The organism is Hyphobacterium marinum, assembly GCF_036330325.1.
In the GTDB taxonomy this organism is placed as follows: domain Bacteria; phylum Pseudomonadota; class Alphaproteobacteria; order Caulobacterales; family Maricaulaceae; genus Hyphobacterium; species Hyphobacterium marinum.
Genome location: NZ_JAZDRO010000002.1, coordinates 87,947 through 108,301 on the forward strand (window position 1 = coordinate 87,947; position 20,355 = coordinate 108,301).

Annotated in this window: 19 protein-coding genes; 13 read left to right on the forward strand and 6 right to left on the reverse strand. The window is 63.9% G+C overall.

Annotated elements, in window-relative coordinates:
* Positions 1-64: 64 nt before the first annotated feature.
* Both carB and greA read left to right on the forward strand, forming a co-directional pair.
* Positions 65-3,325 carry a carbamoyl-phosphate synthase large subunit gene (carB, locus tag V0U35_RS05420; protein ID WP_330195654.1) on the forward strand — a complete coding sequence of 1,087 codons (3,261 nt, stop codon included), beginning with the start codon at positions 65-67 and terminating at the stop codon, positions 3,323-3,325.
* A gap of 45 nt (positions 3,326-3,370) precedes the next feature.
* Positions 3,371-3,844, forward strand: a complete 474-nt coding sequence (gene greA / locus V0U35_RS05425) for a transcription elongation factor GreA (RefSeq protein ID WP_330195655.1) — start codon at positions 3,371-3,373, stop codon at positions 3,842-3,844.
* 80 nt (positions 3,845-3,924) lie between these two features.
* On the opposite strand, the gene V0U35_RS05430 is transcribed toward greA, so the two are convergent.
* On the reverse strand, positions 3,925-5,310 hold the full coding sequence (locus V0U35_RS05430; RefSeq protein ID WP_330195656.1) for a peptidoglycan DD-metalloendopeptidase family protein: 1,386 nt from the start codon (positions 5,308-5,310) through the stop codon (positions 3,925-3,927).
* On the reverse strand, positions 5,307-5,681 hold the full coding sequence (locus V0U35_RS05435; protein ID WP_330195657.1) for a BlaI/MecI/CopY family transcriptional regulator: 375 nt from the start codon (positions 5,679-5,681) through the stop codon (positions 5,307-5,309). Before V0U35_RS05435 ends, V0U35_RS05430 begins: the two co-directional genes overlap by 4 nt.
* Before the next feature lie 99 nt (positions 5,682-5,780).
* Between V0U35_RS05435 and V0U35_RS05440 the strand changes: the two genes are divergently transcribed.
* The 5 genes from V0U35_RS05440 to V0U35_RS05460 all read left to right on the forward strand — a co-directional run bounded on the left by V0U35_RS05440 (position 5,781) and on the right by V0U35_RS05460 (position 10,642).
* Complete coding sequence (locus V0U35_RS05440) at positions 5,781-6,707, forward strand: mitochondrial fission ELM1 family protein (protein WP_330195658.1); 927 nt, start codon at positions 5,781-5,783, stop codon at positions 6,705-6,707.
* Complete coding sequence (locus V0U35_RS05445; RefSeq protein WP_330195659.1) at positions 6,704-7,231, forward strand: protein tyrosine phosphatase family protein; 528 nt, start codon at positions 6,704-6,706, stop codon at positions 7,229-7,231. The genes V0U35_RS05440 and V0U35_RS05445 overlap by 4 nt, the downstream gene beginning before the upstream one ends.
* Positions 7,232-7,316: 85 nt before the next feature.
* Positions 7,317-8,282 (forward strand): thioredoxin-disulfide reductase, encoded by a 966-nt coding sequence (gene trxB, locus V0U35_RS05450; RefSeq protein WP_330195660.1) that lies wholly within the window; start codon positions 7,317-7,319, stop codon positions 8,280-8,282.
* A 150-nt stretch (positions 8,283-8,432) separates the two neighbouring features.
* Positions 8,433-9,557 carry a DUF547 domain-containing protein gene (locus V0U35_RS05455; protein ID WP_330195661.1) on the forward strand — a complete coding sequence of 375 codons (1,125 nt, stop codon included), beginning with the start codon at positions 8,433-8,435 and terminating at the stop codon, positions 9,555-9,557.
* 86 nt (positions 9,558-9,643) lie between these two features.
* Positions 9,644-10,642 (forward strand): aldo/keto reductase, encoded by a 999-nt coding sequence (locus tag V0U35_RS05460; protein ID WP_330195662.1) that lies wholly within the window; start codon positions 9,644-9,646, stop codon positions 10,640-10,642.
* Between the two features lie 55 nt (positions 10,643-10,697).
* Here V0U35_RS05460 and V0U35_RS05465 read toward each other — a convergent pair whose 3' ends face one another.
* On the reverse strand, positions 10,698-11,021 hold the full coding sequence (locus tag V0U35_RS05465; protein ID WP_330195663.1) for a hypothetical protein: 324 nt from the start codon (positions 11,019-11,021) through the stop codon (positions 10,698-10,700).
* Positions 11,022-11,239: 218 nt separating this feature from the next.
* On the opposite strand from V0U35_RS05465, the gene V0U35_RS05470 reads away from it, so the two are divergent.
* Positions 11,240-12,133 carry a LysR family transcriptional regulator gene (locus V0U35_RS05470; protein ID WP_330195664.1) on the forward strand — a complete coding sequence of 298 codons (894 nt, stop codon included), beginning with the start codon at positions 11,240-11,242 and terminating at the stop codon, positions 12,131-12,133.
* 299 nt (positions 12,134-12,432) lie between these two features.
* On the opposite strand, the gene V0U35_RS05475 is transcribed toward V0U35_RS05470, so the two are convergent.
* Both V0U35_RS05475 and V0U35_RS05480 read right to left on the reverse strand, forming a co-directional pair.
* Positions 12,433-12,900 (reverse strand): Dps family protein, encoded by a 468-nt coding sequence (locus V0U35_RS05475; protein ID WP_330195665.1) that lies wholly within the window; start codon positions 12,898-12,900, stop codon positions 12,433-12,435.
* Between the two features lie 119 nt (positions 12,901-13,019).
* Positions 13,020-14,228 (reverse strand): pyridoxal phosphate-dependent aminotransferase, encoded by a 1,209-nt coding sequence (locus V0U35_RS05480; protein WP_330195666.1) that lies wholly within the window; start codon positions 14,226-14,228, stop codon positions 13,020-13,022.
* A 241-nt stretch (positions 14,229-14,469) separates the two neighbouring features.
* On the opposite strand from V0U35_RS05480, the gene V0U35_RS05485 reads away from it, so the two are divergent.
* Positions 14,470-16,689: a marine proteobacterial sortase target protein gene (locus tag V0U35_RS05485; RefSeq protein ID WP_330195667.1), complete on the forward strand. Its 2,220-nt coding sequence runs from the start codon at positions 14,470-14,472 to the stop codon at positions 16,687-16,689.
* Positions 16,686-17,270: a class GN sortase gene (locus tag V0U35_RS05490; protein ID WP_330195668.1), complete on the forward strand. Its 585-nt coding sequence runs from the start codon at positions 16,686-16,688 to the stop codon at positions 17,268-17,270. Before V0U35_RS05485 ends, V0U35_RS05490 begins: the two co-directional genes overlap by 4 nt.
* Here the strand turns inward: V0U35_RS05490 and V0U35_RS05495 are convergent.
* Positions 17,267-17,695 carry a DUF3052 domain-containing protein gene (locus tag V0U35_RS05495; RefSeq protein WP_330195669.1) on the reverse strand — a complete coding sequence of 143 codons (429 nt, stop codon included), beginning with the start codon at positions 17,693-17,695 and terminating at the stop codon, positions 17,267-17,269. The genes V0U35_RS05490 and V0U35_RS05495 overlap by 4 nt on opposite strands.
* An 88-nt stretch (positions 17,696-17,783) precedes the next feature.
* On the opposite strand from V0U35_RS05495, the gene V0U35_RS05500 reads away from it, so the two are divergent.
* From V0U35_RS05500 to V0U35_RS05510, 3 genes are all read left to right on the forward strand, one after another.
* Positions 17,784-18,458 carry a hypothetical protein gene (locus V0U35_RS05500; protein ID WP_330195670.1) on the forward strand — a complete coding sequence of 225 codons (675 nt, stop codon included), beginning with the start codon at positions 17,784-17,786 and terminating at the stop codon, positions 18,456-18,458.
* A 33-nt stretch (positions 18,459-18,491) separates the two neighbouring features.
* A complete protein-coding gene (locus V0U35_RS05505) occupies positions 18,492-19,514 on the forward strand; it encodes a threonine aldolase family protein (protein WP_330195671.1) in 1,023 nt (340 codons plus the stop codon).
* 160 nt (positions 19,515-19,674) lie between these two features.
* Entirely contained in the window at positions 19,675-20,343 is a 669-nt protein-coding gene (locus V0U35_RS05510) for a 50S ribosomal protein L25/general stress protein Ctc (RefSeq protein WP_330195672.1), read from the forward strand.
* Positions 20,344-20,355 lie beyond the last annotated feature (12 nt).

Sequence of the window (20,355 nt, forward strand, 5' to 3'; positions counted from 1 at the left end):
ACGACACCCGACCGGCGGCCCCGCCGGACGTGTGTCTGCGAGCGCTAACGGGACCGGAATCTCCATGCCCAAACGGACCGACATCAACTCCATCCTGATCATCGGGGCCGGCCCCATCGTCATCGGGCAGGCCTGCGAATTCGACTATTCGGGGGTACAGGCGGTCAAGGCGCTGAAAGAGGAGGGCTACCGGGTCATCCTCGTCAATTCGAACCCGGCGACGATCATGACCGATCCGGGGCTGGCCGACGCGACCTATGTCGAGCCGATCACGCCGGACATGGTTGCCAAGGTGATCGAGAAGGAGCGCCCGGACGCCCTTCTGCCGACCATGGGCGGGCAGACGGCGCTCAATTGCGCATTGGATCTCGACCGTTCCGGCGTGCTCGACCTTTTCGGCGTGGAAATGATCGGCGCGCGGGCCGACGTGATCGACAAGGCGGAGAACCGCGAGCGCTTCCGCAAGGCGATGGATTCCATTGGCCTGGAAAGCCCGCGCTCGGGCGTGGCCCACAGCCTGGCCGAAGCCGAGGCGCTAATCGACGAGATCGGCCTGCCGACCATCATCCGGCCCTCCTTCACGATGGGCGGCACGGGCGGCGGTATCGCCTACAATATCGAGGAATTCCGCGAAATCTGCGAAGCGGGCATCGCCGCCTCCCCCGTCAATGAAATCCTCGTCGAGGAGTCCGTACTCGGGTGGAAAGAGTACGAGATGGAAGTGGTCCGCGACCGCGCGGACAACTGCATCATCATCTGCTCGATCGAAAATATCGACCCGATGGGCGTGCATACCGGCGACAGCGTCACCGTCGCTCCGGCCCTGACGTTGACCGACAAGGAATACCAGCGCATGCGGTCCGCCTCGATCGCGGTACTGCGCGAGATCGGGGTGGAGACAGGCGGATCGAACGTGCAGTTCGCCGTCGATCCCAAGACCGGGCGCATGGTCGTCATCGAGATGAATCCGCGCGTGTCGCGCTCCTCGGCGCTGGCCTCGAAAGCCACGGGCTTTCCCATCGCGCGCGTCGCGGCGAAGCTCGCCGTCGGCTACACACTCGACGAGATCGCCAACGACATCACCGGCGGCGCGACCCCGGCGAGTTTTGAACCGACGATTGATTATGTCGTCACCAAGATCCCGCGCTTCGCTTTTGAAAAATATCCCGGCGCGTCAAACATCCTGACCACGTCGATGAAATCGGTCGGCGAGGCCATGGCGATCGGGCGGACCTTCCAGGAGTCGGTCCAGAAGGCGATGCGGTCACTGGAAACCAATCTCGACGGGTTTGACGAGGTCGTCATCGAGGGCCTGGCCGATGCCGTGGACGAAGGCGGCCGGCGCGAGGCGATTACCGCCGCGCTGTCTCGCCCGACTCCGGACCGGTTGCGCTATGTCGCGCAAGCCTTCCGCGAGGGCCTCACCGTCGACGAAATCAACATGGCATGCGCCTACGAGCCCTGGTTCCTTCGTCAGATCGAGGAGCTGGTCGCGCTGGAAGAAGACATCCGCAAGAACGGGCTGCCGATAACGGCCCGCGAGATGCACGACCTGAAAGCCAAGGGGTTTTCAGACGCACGGCTGGCAAAACTCTCCGGTCAGGACGAGAACGCCGTCCGCACTGCCCGGCGCGGTCTTGGCGTACGCCCCGTTTTCAAGCGGGTCGATACCTGCGCGGCCGAGTTCGAAGCTGTCACGCCCTACATGTACTCGACCTATGAAACAGGCGGGTTCGATCAACCGGCGGATGATGAATCTCAGCCCACCGACCGGAAGAAGGCGATCATCCTCGGCGGGGGTCCGAACCGGATCGGCCAGGGGATCGAGTTCGATTATTGCTGTTGCCATGCAGCCTTCGCGTTCGCCGAGGTCGGCATCGAGTCGATCATGGTCAATTGCAACCCGGAAACCGTCTCGACCGACTATGACACCGCCGACCGGCTCTATTTCGAGCCGCTGACGACCGAGGACGTGCTTGAGCTGATCGAGACCGAGCGCCAGAACGGCGAGCTTTTGGGTGTCGTCGTCCAGTATGGCGGTCAGACACCGCTGAAGCTGGCCGGTGATCTCGAGGCCGCGGGCGTACCCATTCTCGGCACGCTGCCCGAAGCCATCGATCTGGCCGAGGACCGCGAGCGCTTCAAGGCGCTGCTTGATGACCTGGGTCTGAAACAACCTCCCAACGTCATCGCCCATTCCGAAGCCGAAGCGCAGACCGCCGTTGAGACGCTCGGCTTCCCGCTGGTCCTGCGCCCCTCCTACGTGCTGGGCGGGCGCGGCATGGAAGTGGTCCGGGAAAAGGAAAGCTTCGACCGCTATATCCGCGAAGCCGTCATCGTTTCGGGCAAGTCACCGCTCCTGATCGACCGCTATCTCGACAATGCGCAAGAGGTCGATGTCGACGCGATCTGCGACGGCAAGGATGTCTGGGTCGCAGGCGTGATGCAGCATATCGAGGAAGCCGGCGTGCATTCGGGCGATTCTGCCTGCTCGCTGCCGCCCTACTCGCTTTCTGCTGAAACCATTGACGAGTTGAAGGCGCAGGCCGCGTCCATGGCGCTCGCCATCGGCGTACGCGGCCTGATGAATGTCCAGTTCGCCATCAAGGACGGCGAGATCTACGTGCTGGAAGTCAATCCGCGCGCCTCGCGCACCGTGCCCTTCGTGGCGAAGGCCATCGGCACGCCGGTCGCGAAAATCGCGGCGAAAGTGATGGCGGGCGCGAGCCTTGCCGAATTCGGCCTCAAACCGCCTGCGCCGAAGCATGTCGCAGTCAAGGAAGCGGTGATGCCGTTTGCGCGCTTCCCGGGCGTCGATCCGGTCCTGGGCCCGGAAATGCGGTCCACCGGGGAGGTGATGGGCATTGATGCCGACTTCGAGTCCGCCTTCGCCAAGTCGCAGCTGGCCGCCGGGGTGAAGCTGCCCCGCACCGGCGCGGTCTTCATTTCGCTGAAAGAATCCGACAAGCCTCTCATGACCGGCGCGGCCAAGACACTGGTCTCGATGGGTTTCGAGATCCTGGCGACATCCGGTACCGCGACGTCACTGGAAGCCTCGGGCGTCCCGGTCACGCGGGTCAACAAGGTCTTCGAAGGCCGGCCGCATATCGTTGACGCGATCAAGAACCGCGAAGTGCAACTCATCGTGAACACGACCGAGGGCCGGCAGTCGCACAAGGACTCCTATTCCATCCGCCGCACGGCACTGGAGTTGAAAATCCCGTGCTACACGACTGCATCAGCGGCTATCGCGGCCGTGCAGTCCTTGCTTAAGATTGATGCAGGAGCGCTTGAACCGCGTTCATTGCAATCCTACTCTACGTAGTCCGCCCGGACTGCGGACTGTCTGAACTTCTGAGAAATTACCGCCATGAATAAAGTCCCCATGACCGCCGAGGGGTTCAAAGCCCTCGACGATGAATTCAAGAGATTGAAGACCGAGGAGCGCCCGGCCGTGATCCAGGCCATCGCGGAAGCCCGCGAGCACGGTGATCTGTCGGAGAACGCTGAATACCATGCCGCCAAGGAGCGCCAGGGCTGGATCGAGGGCCGGCTTGCCGAGCTGGAAGACAAGATCGCCCGGGCGCAGGTTATCGATGTGTCGAAACTGGATGGTGACACCATCAAGTTCGGCGCGACCGTGACCGTGGTCGACGAGGATACCGACGAGGAAGCTGTCTACAAGATTGTGGGCGAGGACGAGTCCGACGTGAAAGCGGGCAAGGTGTCGCTGTCCTCCCCGATCGCGCGCGCGCTGATCAACAAGGAAATCGGCGATGTCGTCGAGGTCAATGCGCCCGGTGGGCTGAAATCCTATGAAGTGCTCAAGGTCGAGTGGGTCTAGGACTGACACTCACAGCCAGACAGTAAAACGCCGGGGCGGTAACCGCCCCGGCGTTTCCGTTATCGGTGGCCGATTCGGGGTCAGCCGTCCGATGGCGTCGCCGGGGCCAGGCCCGGAATATGATCGGCCGGATCGACACGCTCGCCATCGCGGCGCACCTCGACATGGACATGAGGCCCGGTCGCGACACCGGTTGCCCCGACGCGCGCGATGGTCTGGCCGGCGCGAACTGCGTCGCCCGGAGCCACGGCATAGTCCTGGAGGTGGGCATAGACGGTCGTCCAGCCGCCGCCGTGATCGATTTCGACGACATTGCCCCAGCTTGTCTGGCCGTTATAGGCCGCGCCGGCATAGGTCACGCGCCCCGGAGCCGGTGCTGAGACCGGCGCGCCGGCCGGTGCAGCGATATCCTGGCCGCCATGATTGCGCGGGCCATTTGGTCCTGGTGCAGCCGGACCAAAACCGGACGAGGTTCGACCTTCCACGACCGGCGCGGTGAACTGGACATCCACTGCAAGACCTGCGGCATCGGCGGCCTGGTATCCAGCGATCGACAGGCAGGCGGCGGCCATCACGGCCAGCGAGACCGGACCGGTTGCCGGGCGGTATTTCGGGGTTTGAGACAGTATGGAGCGAATACGCATTTCAAGTGCCTTTTTCGGTTCCACGCCAAAACCAAGCGCCGCCTGCGGCCCCGAACCGCGTGAGGCAGCGTCCAGCAGGGTGCGGGCGTAGGAACGCGCCCTGCGGTGATCGGACGAAAAAAGCGCTGCACGGTCGCAGGCGATCTCCACCGCCAACCGCCGCTCGCGCTCCATCAGGAAGAAAAACGGGTTGAACCACAGCATGGCGCCGGCCATCCGCACGCCGACACGCCGCCAGGAATCCCGCCGCCGAATGTGAGCCAGCTCATGGGCCAGGACGAGGTCATCGGTAGCCTGCCGCGCATCGAGCACCAGGACGGGCCGCCAGAGGCCGCACACGAAGGGCGAACGCACCCGGTCGTGCCGGACGTCAATGCGCTGGCCGACCGTCAGTGCGGCAGCAACCGACTGCACTTCGGCCTCGACCGCGGCACCTGCCGGTACGGTAGATCCAAGCCGCCGGTGAAGGGCGGCGGAGCGGCAAAGCTCGACCAGCCCACGGACAAGGATACCGATACCCCAGAGCCCCAGCAGCAGGCGCGGCCATGCGATCCCCGGCATCCCGGGGTCGGAGGGCGCAGCCTGAATGGCGTCCTGACCTGAATTGATCAACGCGGCGACCGGCTCGAGCGGGTCGGCTATCGCCGGTACCGATGCTGACAGCCAGGGGGAGACCAAGAGCGTGATCAGGGGCAGGATGGCGAGCCCCATGGAGAGGCTCCAATAGGTCTCACTGCGCCCGCCCTTCTGCCCCGTTGTCCAAGCGAATGCCGCGATGAGACAGCTCGCACAGGCGGCCAGAATGATTGCGGCGGCGCTCAAGACGTCTCTCCGGCCGGTTCGGCCAGCAGTTTCTCCAGCTCCGCGACATCGTCAGGGTCCAGCAGAGGGCTGGAGGCGAAAGCCGAGGCCGGCAGCGGTTCGTCAAGGTCGAAGACCTGGGCCGAAAAGCTGCGCACCATCATGCTGAGGACCTGGGCCTTGGTCGCCCGGGGATGAAAGACCGCGAGGCCGTGGGCATCACCACGTTCAATCAGTCCCTTGTCGACCATGCGGGCGATCAGGGTCCGCGTGGTCGAGTAGGACCAGTCCCGGCTCGACCCCGCCCGTTCGTGTATTTCCCGTGCACCTAGCGGCGATTGCGTCCACAGGGCTTTCAGCACCGACATCTCGGAAGGACTGGGTTGATCCACGACACACCTCACATAGATGTGACATCTGTCGCATGCTCGCCGCTGTTGTCAAGCCTTCGGTGACTTGACGGCGGATGGCTCCCGTCGCCTACAAGGGGAATGGCCTCTGACTCGCTAAAAATCTGGGCGGTCGCGGATACGCGGCGCGGCGTTGAAAATCAGGCGATTGGCCTGGCCGAGGCCGTCGCCGCGCGGACCGACGGGCAGATGAGCCGTGTCACCATCGGACCGGACGGCTTTGCCGCCCTGCCTGACAGTGCGGCACCGGATATCTGGATAGGCTGCGGCCGGCCGGCCATTCGCCTCGCCCGGCAGCAGCGCCGGGCTTTTGCAAACAGCGTCTTCGTTTATGTGCAGGATCCAAGAACGTCCTATGAGATCTTCGACCTGATCGTGGCCCCGCGCCATGACCGGCTCGACCGGGGCAACGCCGTCGCAACGACAGGCTCACCGCACCGGGTGACCGCGGGCCGCCTCGCCGACGAGGCTGAGCGGTTTTCTGAACGGCTGAACGGTTTGCCCGGCCCACGTGCGGCCGTGCTGGTCGGCGGACCATCAAAAGCGTTCCGCATGGGCGGGGATGTAGAAGGCTATCTTGCCGGCCGGATTGACGATCTCCTGGCGCAAGACCTGACGTTGATGGTGTCGGTGTCGCGGCGCACGCCCGCCTCACTGCGCCAACGCCTCAAGGTGCGCCTGAAGGACGAGGCGCGGTGCTGGTTCCATGATGGTGACGGCGACAATCCCTATTTCGCCTTTCTGGCGTCGGCGGACTGGATTTTTGTGACCGAAGACTCCACCAACATGTTGACCGAGGCCGCCGCGACCGGGACGCCCGTGTATTCACTGCCCTTGTCCGGCAAGGCCGGAAAGTTTGCCCTGCTGCATGCCGGTCTTGAGGCGCACGGCGCGTTGCGCCCCTTTCTGGGCCGGCTCGACACCTGGACCTATCCCCCCCTTGACGAGACCACCCGGATCGCAAGGCTGATTGCCGACGTCCATGCCCGCCGAGGAGAGCTCCGATGAAACTGCTGCTGACCGTGATGAGCGCCTTCTGTCTGATGCTCCCTGCCGCAATTGCGCAGGACGCGGAACCCCTGCCGCCCCGCGTCGTGGCTATTGACGGAAATGTCTGGATCGCCGGCCAGCCGAGCGAAGCCATGTTCGCAGCCTGGGCCGAGGCCGGAGCCACAACAGTGGTCAATTTGCGCACGGCCCGCGAGAACGGCGAGGTGTCATTTGATGGCGCGGTCGCCGCGGCCGAGCACGGCCTGGCCTATTCGGCCATGGAAACGGGGTACGAGGCCGGATACTCGCCCGAAATGGTCGCGGCGCTGACTGATATTCTCGACGCGGCACAGGGACCGGTCGTGCTGCATTGCGCGTCGGGAACGCGCGCGGCCAACCTTTATACTGCCTACCGGATCGAACGCGGCGACCTGGCCCCCGAGGATGCCGCAGAGGCGCACCTCGCCCCGCACACCGACCTCAATCCCGAAATCATGCGCATGCTGTCCCCGCGCTATGCCGCGGCCTTTCCCGCCGAATAGGCACCAGATGCTTGAGCCCGCCGGGCCCGCATCCTAACTAGCCAGCCAGACCCACCGCCAACCGATTCCGTCCGGAGCCCGACCCATGTCCGATACCCGCCACAGCAAAGTCCTGATCATCGGCTCCGGCGCGGCCGGTTATACCGCCGCCATCTACGCGGCACGCGCCATGCTAAAGCCGACCCTGATTGCCGGGCTGCAGCCGGGCGGACAGCTGACCATCACAACCGATGTCGAGAATTATCCGGGCTTCGCTGACGTGATCCAGGGTCCCTGGCTGATGGAACAGATGCGCGCCCAGGCCGAACATGTCGGGACGGACATTGTTTCGGACATTATCGTGAAGGCGGACCTGGAGACGACGCCCTTCCGGCTGACCGGGGATTCCGGAACAGTCTACACCGCCGATTCCGTCATTATCGCGACCGGGGCCAGCGCGAAATGGCTGGGACTGGAGTCCGAGCAGAAATTCCAGGGTTTCGGGGTTTCCGCGTGTGCGACGTGTGACGGCTTTTTCTACCGCGACAAGGAAGTCTTCGTGATCGGCGGCGGCAATACCGCCGTGGAGGAAGCGCTGTTCCTCACCAATTTTGCCAGCAAGGTCACGCTGGTTCACCGGCGCGAGGCGCTGCGCGCGGAAAAAGTGATGCAGGACCGCCTATTCAAACACCCCAAGATCGAAGTGGTCTGGAACCACGTGCTGGAAGAGATTACCGGCGACACCAATCCGCCTGGCGTCACTGGCGTGCGGCTGAAGGATGTCGTGTCGGGCGAGATCCAGGAGCGCAAGGCCGACGGCGTGTTCATAGCCATCGGCCACGCGCCAGCGACCGAGCTCTTCACCGAAGCCCTGGAAACCAAGGATGGTGGGTATCTGGTGACCAAACCGGATTCGACGGCGACCTCCATCCCCGGCGTGTTTGCGGCCGGTGATGTCACCGACGATGTCTTCCGTCAGGCGGTCACGGCTGCAGGCATGGGATGCATGGCGGCGCTCGAAGCCGAGCGCTATCTCGCCGCCCGCGACGAACCTGCCCAGGCCGCTGAGTAGCCGCTCTTTCTTCCAAGGGGGGAATGGCACCGGGTCATTTCCGGTCGACACGCGCCTTTCTTGAATTTAAGGCCTGCGCAACGCTGCCGGAACGGCTGGCGGTTCAAAGACGCTCGCAACATTTCTGCTCCTCGTGCCAGAGAGACCGACATGATTGAACTGATCACCGCCCTTGCCCTTGCGACGTCGCCGGCCAGCGACGTGCCGCCCGCTTTCGTCCGTCCGGAAACCAGCACGTCACACCAGGGTCCCACCGTTGATTACTCGACCTGGACTGCCCTTTTGCGCGATATTGTCCTGGACGTCGGCCTGTCCGACCGTCAGGCCCCGCAGCGTGTGGTCCTGACCGGAACGCGGATCAACACCGGCAATGACAGCCGCTACCGGTTCGAAGGCAACCGGGTCGCCTATCACCTGATGTCGGACGAATACCAGGCCGCGATCAGCGAATACCGCCGCGACCTGGAAACCCTGCCTGACCGGGTGGACTTCACCCGGATGAGTTCCGATGAGCAGCTCGCCTACTGGCTGAATTTGCACAATGTCGCCGTGATCGAGCAGATCATGCTGGCTTATCCGGTCGTGCGGCTGAACCGCCTGAATGCGCCGGGTACGAATGAGCGGCTGTACGACGCGAAAATCCTGACCGTGGCCGGGCAGAACCTCAGTTTGAACGATATCCGGCTCGGCATCGTCTACAGCCAGTGGGATGACCCCCGGGTGATGTACGGCTTTCACAACGGCTCCATCGGTGGACCGAATATCCGCCGCTCGGCCTTCACCGGCAGTGATGTCTGGCGTCAGCTCGAGTCCAATGCGGCCGAATTCATCAACTCGCTGCGCGGGATCGAGATCGACCGTGACGAGCTTGAAATCTCCCACCTCTATGCCGAAGCCCGCGAGTATTTCTTCCCGGACTGGCCGAACGATATCCGCAGTCATTTGCGGGCATTCGCGGTCGACACGGCGGCCGACGAAGTCAATGACGGCGGTCCGATTGACGCCGACGTCGAGGAATGGGGCGTCGCTGACCTGATCAACGGATCGCGCCGCTGCACGGGCGGTGCCGGCGATCTCCAGCTCCAGACCTATATCGGTGACCATGTGCGGACGTCGGGGTCCTGCGCCAACATGCCCGCGAACGCCCAGATCCTGGTCAACCATGTCATCGAACGCCGCCGCGAACTGATCCGCAACGGGGCCTATGGCCGCGTCTATGTTCGCGACGTGCCGACCAATGATCCCGATGAGGCCGGCGACACGAGCGGCGAATAGGTCAACGCCTTCCGTTTACCGCTCCGGAGCGAGGGGCTAGGCTTTGGTGTTCCGCCAAAACCGATGTCTCTCGCCTGGAGCAATCCATGAAAGCACGCACGATAGCCGGCATGCCGGTAAACCCCATCGGGCTGGGATGCATGGGCCTGTCCGCCTTCTATGGCCCCCCGACCGATCATGCCGACGCGATCGCGCTGATACAGGCCGCCGTGGACATGGGCGTGGACCATTTCGACACCGCCGAAATGTACGGTATGGGTCACAATGAAAAGCTGCTGGGCGAGGCGCTGGAAGGCCGCCGCGACACGGTTCGCATCGCGACCAAGTTCGGCCCGCTGTTCCAGACCGATGCCGACGGCAAGATCACCGGGACCTATATCGACGGAAGCCCGGCCAATATGCGCCGCGCGGTCGAGAACTCCCTGAAATACCTGCGCACCGAGACCATCGACATCTACTATCTTCACCGCGTCGACCCGAATGTCCCGATCGAGGAGACAGTCGGCGCGATGTCCGAACTGGTTGCCGAAGGCAAGGTCCGGGCACTGGGCCTCTCCGAGCCCTCTGGCGAGACCCTGAAAAAGGCCCACGCCACGCACCCGATCGCAGCGGTACAGAGCGAATATTCGATCTTTTCGCGCGATATCGAACAGACGCTTTTCCCGGCCTTGCGGGAAACCGGCGCGACGCTCGTCGCCTATTCACCCCTGGGGCGGGGCATGCTGACTGGCAAGTTCACCCGCGAGAACAAGCCTGACGCCAAGAACGATTTCCGCAATCCGGAACGGATGCCGCGCTTCGCCGAAGGCGCTTTCGAGGCCAATCTCGCGCTTGTCGAGGAAGTCCAGGGTATCGGGAAGGAGATCGGGGCCAGTGCAGGCCAGGTCGCACTCGCCTGGGTGCTGGGGCGCGGTGAGGATATCGTCACCATTCCCGGTACGACAAAGCTGGCCAATCTGACCCATAATCAGGGGGCCCGTGACGTGCACCTGTCGGAGAGCCAGACTGCACGGCTCGACCGCCTGGCCGACCAGGTTGTCGGCACGCGCTATAACGAACAGGGCATGTCCGCGATCAACCGCTAAGGAAAAGGGCGGGCGGATGAACCGCCCGCCCTTTCATAATCCGGTGCGGAAAGCCTTAGTTTTCCGGCGTGGATTCGGGTTCGACTTCTTCGGTCGTTTCGGTGTGCTCGGCCGTATCGTCTTGGGCGATCGGCTCGGCATCCACCGCATCAGCGGCTTCGGTCACTTCGGCAGCGGCTTCGACCGGAGCAGTGGCGTCCTCGGAAACAACGGTTTCCTCGGTGACGGTTTCCATGCTCGCCGGCACGGCTTCGGCGGCCTGGGCCGCTTCGGCATCCTGCGCGAAGGCAGAGAACAGATTGGTGTGGTTGACGGTCAGGCTGGCGGCACCGATCACGAACATCGAGACGGCGGTGGCAATCAGAAGGCGGGTGCGCATGGCGCGTTTAGTCCTGGAAGTAGTGTTGGCCTCGCGCCCTCGGCGCGCGACCGCGACTCCCGGTTCTCGGAAAATCGCGGGCGGGACATGCGCCTCTCCGTGACGATTTGCAAGAGGCCGGAACGGCAGTAACAATATTTGATCAGTTTGCCCCGGCGGTGCGTTCACTTGACCGGCTCCGCGCCACACCCCAACAAGGGAATGGGGAGAAAATCGCGATGGATTGGGACAAGCTGAAATCCTTTCATGCGGCAGCAGAAGCCGGCTCCCTGACCGGGGCTGCCGACGCACTGCGCCTGTCGCAATCTGCAGTCAGCCGCCAGATCGCCGCGCTGGAGGACGATCTCGGCGTCAAGCTCTTCCACCGCCATGCGCGCGGACTGATTCCGACCGAGCCGGGCCGTCTCCTCTACAAGGCCGCCCACGATATTTCCGCCAAGGTGGCGCTGGCCGAAGCAATGGTGACCGACAGCCGTGACAAGCCGTCCGGTGATCTGCGCGTGACGGCGCCACTGGCGATGGGCGCAATCTGGTTGACGCCCCGTCTGGCGGCATTCAATGCGGCCTATCCCGATATCCGGATTCACCTGCTGCTCGATGACCGAGAACTCGACATTGCCGGACTGGAAGCGGACTGCGCCATCCGGCCCTGGCCATCGACCCAGAACGACCTGATCCAGCGCAAGCTGATGAGCGTCCGCCAGCACATGTATGCCAGCCGCTCCTATCTGGACCGGAAAGGGGCCCCGAAGTCTGCGGCCGACCTGTCAGACCATGCCATCATTCACTATGGCCCGCCCCATCTTGCCCCGATTCCGCATCTCGACTGGGCCGCAAAGGCGGGCCTGAAGGAGGGCGAGCCGATGCGGCCACCCGCCGTTGAAGCCAACTCCATCATGGCGATCATGAAGGCGGCGGAAGCGGGACTCGGGATTGCCGGCCTGCCGGACTATGTCACGCGCGGGAATGATCGCCTGATGCGGGTTTTGCCTGACCTGGAAGGGCCGCCTTTCGAAGTCTATTTCGTCTATCCGGCCGAGCTGCGCGGAACCAGCCGCGTGACCGCCTTCCGGGAATTCCTGCTGGCCGAAGCCCGCCGCGACGAGCCCTGATTCCAAAGGCCAACCCCGGCATTGCTGCACTGCCGCAAAAATGCATAGCGGGCTTGTCTGATTGGCTCTGGTGAATTTGCGGAAGCAGGCGCATATACCCCCTCGAACACGGGCGGCGAGCCGCTCACGTTCCCTTCGAGTTTGCATACTGTCTCCTCCCCGACACATGTATGCGAAAAGCGCCGGCCCATCCCTCCCCTTCAGGGCCCGCGCATTTTCTTTCTGGCATTGACCAGACAGAAAAGCCCCCGAGGTCTGATCCTCGGGGGCTTTATTTTTTCCAGCTCTGGTGACTGAAGTCAGCCCAGTGTCGAGCGCAGCATCCAGGCGGTTTTCTCGTGCGCATTGATGCGCGGAGCGAGGACATCGGCGGTCGCCTCGTCACCGTGCTCGTCGGCGAGTTCCAGCGCTTTGCGGATGGTCGCCACGACAGCCTCATGGCCCTTCATCAGGTCGGCGATCATGTCATCGGCCTTGGTCGCTTCGGCATCAGAATCCAGCGAGGCGGCCTTCGCCATCGCGGCGTAGGAATTCGGAGCCTTCGGGCCCAGCGCGCGAACCCGCTCGGCGATCTCGTCGGTGGCGGTCCACAACTCGTTATACTGGGTCTCGAACAGCGTGTGCAGATCGTGAAAGCGCGGTCCGGTAACATTCCAGTGATAGGCGTGCGTCTTGAAATAGAGCGCATAGGTGTCGGCCAGAACGGCGGTCACGGCATCGGCCATCGTGCCGCGCTGCTCTTCGCTCAGTCCCATATTGATGCTCATGTCGGCGTCTCCTCGGTCAGTTGTTCGGCGGGAAGGAATCTCTCTCCGTTCAACACCCATATGGGCATCGATGTTTCATAGATCAAATGATGAATATCTCTATTCATCATTGAAAATATCTATTTCGATAGCCCTGCACAGAACCGGCGGATGCGCTGACCCGCTTCAATCAGCGCGTCATCATCGGTCGCATAGGAGAGCCGGAAGGCGGGCGCTGACCCGAAGGCCGTTCCCGGCACCACGGCCACGCCCTCGGCCTCCAGCAAGGCATCACAGAATTCGATGTCGGTTTCCAACCGCTTGCCGTGGGGGGCAGTGCGGCCAATGGCTTCGGAACAGTCCACAAAGATATAGAAGGCTCCGTTCGGCGTAACAGCATGCAGGCCGTCAGCCTCCGCGATATCGGCCAACATCCGGTCACGGCGCGCCCTGAAGGCATCATTGCGTGCTTTCAGGAAGTCCATCGGGCCTTCCAGCGCAGCAACAGCCGCCCACTGGCTGATCGAGCAGGCATTCGACGTAGTTTGCGAGATGACCTTGCCCATGGCCTTGATCAGGTCTTTTGGCCCCCCCGCATAGCCGATCCGCCACCCGGTCATCGAGAAGGCCTTTGACACCCCATTGGTCGTCAGTGTGCGCTCATAAAGGCGGGGTTCGACCTGGGCCACTGTCTTCACGGTGAAACCGTCATAGACGATATGCTCATACATATCGTCGGTCATGACCATGACGTGTGGATGGCGCAGGAGCACCTCCGTCAGCGCCTTGATCTCTTCGGGTGTGTATCCGGCCCCCGTCGGATTGGAGGGCGAGTTGAAGACGAACCATTTCGTCTTCGGATTAATGGCGGCGTCGAGATCGGCCGGCGTCAGCTTGAATCCATTTTCCACTTTCGCCGGCGCGATCACCGGCGTTCCCCCGGCGAGCTTCACCATGTCGGGATAGGAGACCCAGTAGGGTGCCGGGATAACGACCTCGTCGCCCGGATTGAGGGTTGCGGTAAAGGCGTTGAAGAGAATCGGCTTGCCACCCGGTGCGACTGTGACCTGGTCGAGACCATAGTCGAGACCGTTCTCGCGCTTGAACTTCGCAGTGATGGCGGCCTTCAGCTCCGGAATGCCGTCGACAGCGGTGTAGCGTGTCTTGTTCGCGCGGATCGCCGCGATGGCGGCGTCCTTGATGTGGTCGGGCGTATCGAAGTCCGGCTCGCCTGCCCCCAGCCCGATGACATCGACACCGGCCGCTTTCAACTCGCGCGCCTTCTGGGTCACGGCCAGGGTCGCGGACGGCTGGACGCGCGACAGCGCTTCGGACGGCACGATCTTCATATGGCGGGGTCTCCGGGCAAACAGTCTCTTGGCGCGCAACCTAGCGATCCGGGTGAGAAGGTCCAATCCTACCGGCGCCCTGTCGCCTCAATTGTCCAAAGATTGCCGCAACATTCTTCACATTGCCCCGAACGTGCCCTTCGCCCGTCCGATCCGCCGTTCAGCTTCATGAACGGGAGAGAGAAAAGGACGTTCCGGGTCGCAATTGCCGCGATATCGGAACGGGACAAGGGGAAGGGACATGCCACACTCACGCCACCACACCGAGTCCGGTTTCACCAGCTGGATAGCCATTCTGTTTGCTGCCGCGATCCTCGCCGGCAGCTTTTTTTTGTTCGCAGAGGCCCAGGCCTCCGAGCCCTCGGACACGCCTGACGGGCTGGTCCGCCTCAGCGAGATCGAGGACGGCGCGCTGTTGCTGCGCACGATGGAGGCAGGGCGCTACATCCCGGCCCCGCTGGTCGCCACCAGTGTTGAGATCGACATCGCCGGGCCGGTCGTCAGGGCGACTGTAACCCAGCGCTTCGAGAACCCGTCCCAAGCCTGGGTGGAGGGCATTTACGTCTTCCCCCTGCCCGACAGTTCCGGCGTCGACCGGCTGCGCATGATGATTGGCGACCGCTTCATCGAGGGCCAGATCCACGAACGCGTCGAAGCCCGGCGTATCTATGAGGAAGCCCGCGACGCCGGTCAGCGCGCCAGCCTGATCGAGCAGGAACGCCCGAACATGTTCACGACCTCGGTCGCGAATATCGGTCCGGGTGAGACGATCATCGTCCAGATCGAATACCAGGATGTCGCGCGCATGCGCGACGGCCGGTTCGAGATGCGGTTCCCGATGGGGCTGACGCCGCGCTACATCCCGCAGGACGGCCCGCTGCAGCTGGCGAATTTCGACGGAAATCTCAATTCAACCGCCGTACCGGACGCCCACCGCATTACGCCTCCGCTCATGCTGCCGGACGACGAGCCGATGGCGGGGTTGCGCCTGCCGGTTGATATCGAGATCCGCCTGGATGCCGGTTTCGCCCTAGGCAATGTCGCCAGCCTCTATCATGCCACTACGGTTGACCGGTCGCGCGATGGCGCGGCCATCGTGCGCCTCGCCGACGGGCCGGTACCGGCCAATCGCGATTTCGTCCTGACCTGGACCGCGGCGGAACGTGCCATGCCCCAGGCCGCCCTCTTCACCGAGGAGTGGGATGGCGCGACCTATCTGCTGGCCCAGATCATCCCGCCGGCCGAGCTGGGCGACACCGCGCCGCGCCGCGACCGGGAGACGATCTTTGTTATCGACAATTCGGGGTCAATGGCTGGCGAATCGATGCGTCAGGCCCGCGATGCGCTGGTACTGGCGCTCGACCGGCTTTCCGCGACCGACCGCTTCAACGTCATCCGCTTCGACGATACGATGGAGACAGTCTTCTCTGAAGCTGTCGATGCGACACCGGACAATGTGCGCGTTGCGCGGCGTTTCGTCAGCGGGCTACAGGCTGATGGCGGGACCGAGATGCTGCCTGCGCTGCGCGCCGCCCTCATCGATCATCGCGACGATGGGCCGGAGCGCGTGCGCCAGATCGTCTTCCTGACCGACGGGGCGATCGGCAACGAAACCCAGCTTTTCGACGCCATCGCTCGCGGCCTTGGCCAGTCCCGGCTCTTCACGGTCGGTATCGGATCAGCTCCGAACACGCATTTCATGACCCGCGCCGCGCGCGTCGGCCGGGGCAGCTTCACCCATATCGGCGACGTCAATGAGGTCACATCCCGCATGGGCGAGCTGTTCGAGGCACTGGAGCGACCGGTGATGACCGACCTCGACGCGCTCTTTCCATCCGGCTCGCTCGCTGAAATCTGGCCCGCCCCGTTGCCGGACCTCTATTACGGTGAACCGGTGCTGCTGACCGCGCGGCTTGACCGTCCGGGCGGCACATTCACCGTCGAAGGCCGTCTGGCCGGGTCGCAATGGACCCAAACGCTGCCCCTGTCCGATGCCCGGCCAGCAAGCGGTGTCGCGGCCCTGTGGGCCCGCAACCGCATCACCGGCATCGAGGAAAGCCGTTTCCAGGGAGTCCCTTCAGTCGATATCGACCGCGCTGTCCTGCAGACCGCGCTCGATTTCAGCCTCGTTTCACGCCTGACGAGCCTTGTCGCGGTCGATGTGACCCCGGCCCGGGATGTGAGTGATCCGCTCGCGCGCCGAGAGGTACCGAACATGATCCCGGACGGGTGGGACTTCCGTACGGTCATGGAAACAGAGCCGGTCGAACGCCATGCCGCCCTGGACCCGGACGTCCTTGAGCGCATCCAGGCCGGGACACCGCCGGGCCAGAGCGTGGACGAGGAGGATGGCCTTCCCCTTCCGCAGACGGCGACACTGTCTCAGCTTCTGATGCTGGCCGGAGCGTTGCTGATGCTGTTCGCCGGTCTGGGCCTCGTCGCCGGGCGGAGGCTCGCATGACGCGCAAGCGGATCACCGTCCTTGCCGCCCTCACCGTGCTCACCGCCGGGGGCGGAATGTTCGGCCACGGAGCCTTCATGGCCGCCAAGGCCGAGGCCGCCCAGCTCCTCCTCGACCAGGCCTGGCAACGGGCACGGTCGGGCGAAGCGAAGGCCCGGCCCTGGCCCTGGGCCGACACCTGGGCGGTGGCCCGCATCGAGGCCCCGCGCATCGAGCGCTCGGCCATCGTGCTTGCCGAAGCCGGGGGTGAAGCCCTCGCTTTCGGTCCGGCGCACCTTGCCGCGACGCCACTGCCCGGCGAAGCTGGCACCAGCGTCATCGCCGCCCATCGTGACACACATTTTGCCTGGCTAGCGGAACTGGAAGCCGGGGACGAGATCGCGGTGGAACGCACAGACGGCACGGTTGCGCATTTCCGTCTGACCGGGTTCGAGATCGTGCGCGCTGATCGCTCAGGCATTGAGCCGCGCTCGGGAGCGGACGCCCGGATCGCGCTGGTCACCTGCTGGCCCTTTGGCGCGATCACGCCGGGACCGATGCGCTACGTCGCTTGGGGTGAGTTGGTGGAAGGTGCCGGCTAGCGCCGGTCTTTCACCGGGATGACGAATTTCAGGCCCGACCAGGTCTCATCAACTGCGCAGACCTTGATGTCGACAAGACCGGCGGCAAGCCCCAGCGAGCGTACGATATTGCCGTCGAGCGTGGTTTCCATCTTCGCGGTCTTTTTAGGCCAGGACACCCAGATCATGCCGGTCTGGGACAGTGCGACCTTCAGCGCAGGCAGAGCCGCGTCGAGCCGGGCGCGCTCAGTCTCGAAGATGTGGATATAGTCATAGGGTCCGTCGCCAACCTTGCGCGGCTTACTTACCCGGTCGAGCTTGCCCCAGTCCGGCCAGCCATGCATCGGCGTGATCGTGTCCGGTACGTTCACATAGAGCGCGGCCATACCCGGCTTCGCGCCGAGCTTCTTCATCAGGGGTGTGCCCGAATATCCGCTCTCGCTCATCACACGAACATTCTAGTCAGATGGAACGGGACTTGATAAGCGGGAGGTCCGGCGGGGGCCGATAACAGACGAAGAAGCGTTCGACATCGTGCCTTTGCCCGTCACGATTACGCCCGAGTGGCAACGCCGGCTGATTGCCGGCGCGCTGGCGTTCGGCATCAATGCCGCACTTTTGTCTTTCATTCTTTTCGGGCGGGTCGAGGCACCACCACCTCCTCTTGAGGCGCTTCAGGTCACCCTGGTGCAATTGCCCGAACCCCCTCCACCCGAGCCAGAGCCGGAACCGGTCTCCGAGCCTGAACCGGATCCCGAACCGGTCATCGAGACCCCGCCGCCTGACCCCGTCCGCGAACCGGTCGAGGACACTACACCGCCCACTTCCGCCCCCGTCAGCGCGCAAGCTGTGGATACAGCGCCCGAGGAACCGGCCTCAGGAGAGCGCGACATCTATTCGGTTTCTCCCGGCGCGCGTTCGGTACTGGCGGGCCTTCAATGTCCCGGCGATCCGGAAGGCTTTGCCCGCACCGGCGTCTGCCCCGACAGCGCGCGGCGCGGCATGAGCCTGGCGGCACGACCAGAAAGCGCTTCGGATCACTACGCCATCGACGTCACCGCGCTGCGCGCCGAATGGGGTATCGGCCCGGGCATCCTCGCGGGCGAACCGACACTGGATAATCCACAGGAACGACGAACCCTTTCCAATTCCGATCAGGTCCGCGACACGCTGCCACCCTCGATCCGCGATCCGGCGTTCGGGGATTGACGGAGCCAGCCGGACTGCCGTCATGTCACCGGTATGAACTTTCTCTCCGATACGACCGCTCCCGCTCACCCCGCACTGATCGAGGCCATCTCCAGGGCCAATGAGGGCTTTGCGCCGAGCTATGGCAATGATGCGCTGAGCGCCCGCGTCGAGGCTCGGCTGAAAGAGATATTCGAGACGGACCTGAAACTGGTCTTCACCAACTCGGGGACGGCGGCGAATGCGCTCGCCCTGTCAGTCCTCAGTCCGCCGCACGGCATGGTTCTCTGCCATGACGAGGCACACATTCACCGCGACGAGCGCGGCGCGCCGGAATTCTTCACCGGCGGGGCGAAACTCCTACCCCTGCCGGGCGATCATGCCCGAATCGATGTCGCGGCCATCGAGGATGCGCTGGCCCAGTGGCCGCAGGACTTCGTCCATGCCCCGCCGCCGCGCGTCCTGTCGCTCTCAAATCTCACCGAATCGGGCACGGCCTATTCGCCCGCCGATCTTGCTGCGCGGATCGGGCCGGCCAAGGAAAAAGGCCTCCACGTCCATATCGACGGCGCGCGCTTTGCCAACGCGCTCGTCTCGACCGGCGCGAGCCCGGCGCAGATGAGCTGGAAGGCCGGAGCCGACGCGCTGTCGCTCGGCGCGACCAAGAACGGCGCACTCGCCGCCGAGGCGGTCATTCTCTTTCCGTCCGTGATGGACCGCTTCGCCGAATTGCAGGCCCGCCAGAAGCGCGCCGGGCAGATGGCCGCCAAGATGCGCTTCGTCGCCGCGCAGTTCGAGGCCTGGCTCGCCAATGACTTCTGGCTGGACCTCGCCGCGCACGCCAATGCGATGGCACGCAGGCTCGCGGACGGGCTTGCGCACTATGATGGTGTGGACCTCGCCCACCCGGTCGAGGGCAATGAAATCTTCGTGACCTTGCCTGATGCGACAGCGCAAACCTTGCGCGACGCCGGAGCCGGTTTCTATCAGTGGCCGGACGGCAGTGCCCGATTCGTGGCCAGCTGGGCGACAACCGAAGCCGATGTCGACGCCGCGCTCGGTACCTTGGGGCAATAGGCTTTCCAGCGCACTGAATCCGGGCTGCGCCTGTGGGGCGGGAAGCGGTTGCGCCGCGCGCCGTGTTCGGCTATAGCCCGCCGCTCGAAACAACAGGGCTTCGGCCCATGGCCTGCCGCAGGCCTTGCCGCGGCTGACATGCACTTTAAGGACCGGACAGATGAGCGATATCGTTCTTTCCGTCGATGTACGTGAAAACACCGGCACGGGCCCGGCCCGCGCTGCGCGCCGCGACGGCTTTGTTCCGGGCGTCCTCTATGGCGGCAAGCTGGGTGCGGTCGCCATCGCGGTCAGCGAGAAGGACCTGAACAAGGCCATCAATACTGGCAAGTTCCTGTCCCACATGGTCACGCTGAAGCACAAGGGCGACAAGCAATCGGTCATCCCTAAGGACGTTCAGTTCGACCCGATTTCCGACAAGCCGCTGCATGTCGACCTGTTCCGCGTTGACGAAGACACCGTCATCGACGTCGAAGTCACGGTTCACTTCATCAATGAAGAGAAGGCCCCGGGCCTGAAGCGCGGTGGCGTTCTGAACGTCGTCCGCCACACGGTCGAACTGTCCTGCCCGGCCGGGTCCATCCCGGAAGAGATCGTCGTCGACCTCGATGGTTACGAAATCGGCGATGCGGTCCACATTTCCTCGATTACGCTGCCTGAAGGCGTGACGCCCACCATCACCGACCGCGATTTCACCATCGCGACGGTCCAGGGTGCCCGCGTCATGGTTGAGGAAGAAGAGGGTGACGAGGACGAAGCCGAAGCCACCGAAGGCGAAGCCGCTGAAGACGGTGACGCGGACGAGGCCGAAGAGTCCTCCGAAGACTAGGACGCTCGCCGG

Coding starts and splice junctions, on each gene's coding strand:
- V0U35_RS05445 (WP_330195659.1), top strand. CDS start 6,704: ATGAAACTGCTGCTGACCGTGATGAGCGCCTTCTGTCTGATGCTCCCT.
- V0U35_RS05465 (WP_330195663.1), bottom strand. CDS start 11,021: ATGCGCACCCGCCTTCTGATTGCCACCGCCGTCTCGATGTTCGTGATC.
- V0U35_RS05490 (WP_330195668.1), top strand. CDS start 16,686: ATGACGCGCAAGCGGATCACCGTCCTTGCCGCCCTCACCGTGCTCACC.
- carB (WP_330195654.1), top strand. CDS start 65: ATGCCCAAACGGACCGACATCAACTCCATCCTGATCATCGGGGCCGGC.
- V0U35_RS05455 (WP_330195661.1), top strand. CDS start 8,433: ATGATTGAACTGATCACCGCCCTTGCCCTTGCGACGTCGCCGGCCAGC.
- V0U35_RS05440 (WP_330195658.1), top strand. CDS start 5,781: ATGGCCTCTGACTCGCTAAAAATCTGGGCGGTCGCGGATACGCGGCGC.
- V0U35_RS05505 (WP_330195671.1), top strand. CDS start 18,492: ATGAACTTTCTCTCCGATACGACCGCTCCCGCTCACCCCGCACTGATC.
- V0U35_RS05485 (WP_330195667.1), top strand. CDS start 14,470: ATGCCACACTCACGCCACCACACCGAGTCCGGTTTCACCAGCTGGATA.
- V0U35_RS05470 (WP_330195664.1), top strand. CDS start 11,240: ATGGATTGGGACAAGCTGAAATCCTTTCATGCGGCAGCAGAAGCCGGC.
- V0U35_RS05510 (WP_330195672.1), top strand. CDS start 19,675: ATGAGCGATATCGTTCTTTCCGTCGATGTACGTGAAAACACCGGCACG.
- V0U35_RS05495 (WP_330195669.1), bottom strand. CDS start 17,695: ATGAGCGAGAGCGGATATTCGGGCACACCCCTGATGAAGAAGCTCGGC.
- V0U35_RS05475 (WP_330195665.1), bottom strand. CDS start 12,900: ATGAGCATCAATATGGGACTGAGCGAAGAGCAGCGCGGCACGATGGCC.
- trxB (WP_330195660.1), top strand. CDS start 7,317: ATGTCCGATACCCGCCACAGCAAAGTCCTGATCATCGGCTCCGGCGCG.
- V0U35_RS05480 (WP_330195666.1), bottom strand. CDS start 14,228: ATGAAGATCGTGCCGTCCGAAGCGCTGTCGCGCGTCCAGCCGTCCGCG.
- V0U35_RS05460 (WP_330195662.1), top strand. CDS start 9,644: ATGAAAGCACGCACGATAGCCGGCATGCCGGTAAACCCCATCGGGCTG.
- greA (WP_330195655.1), top strand. CDS start 3,371: ATGAATAAAGTCCCCATGACCGCCGAGGGGTTCAAAGCCCTCGACGAT.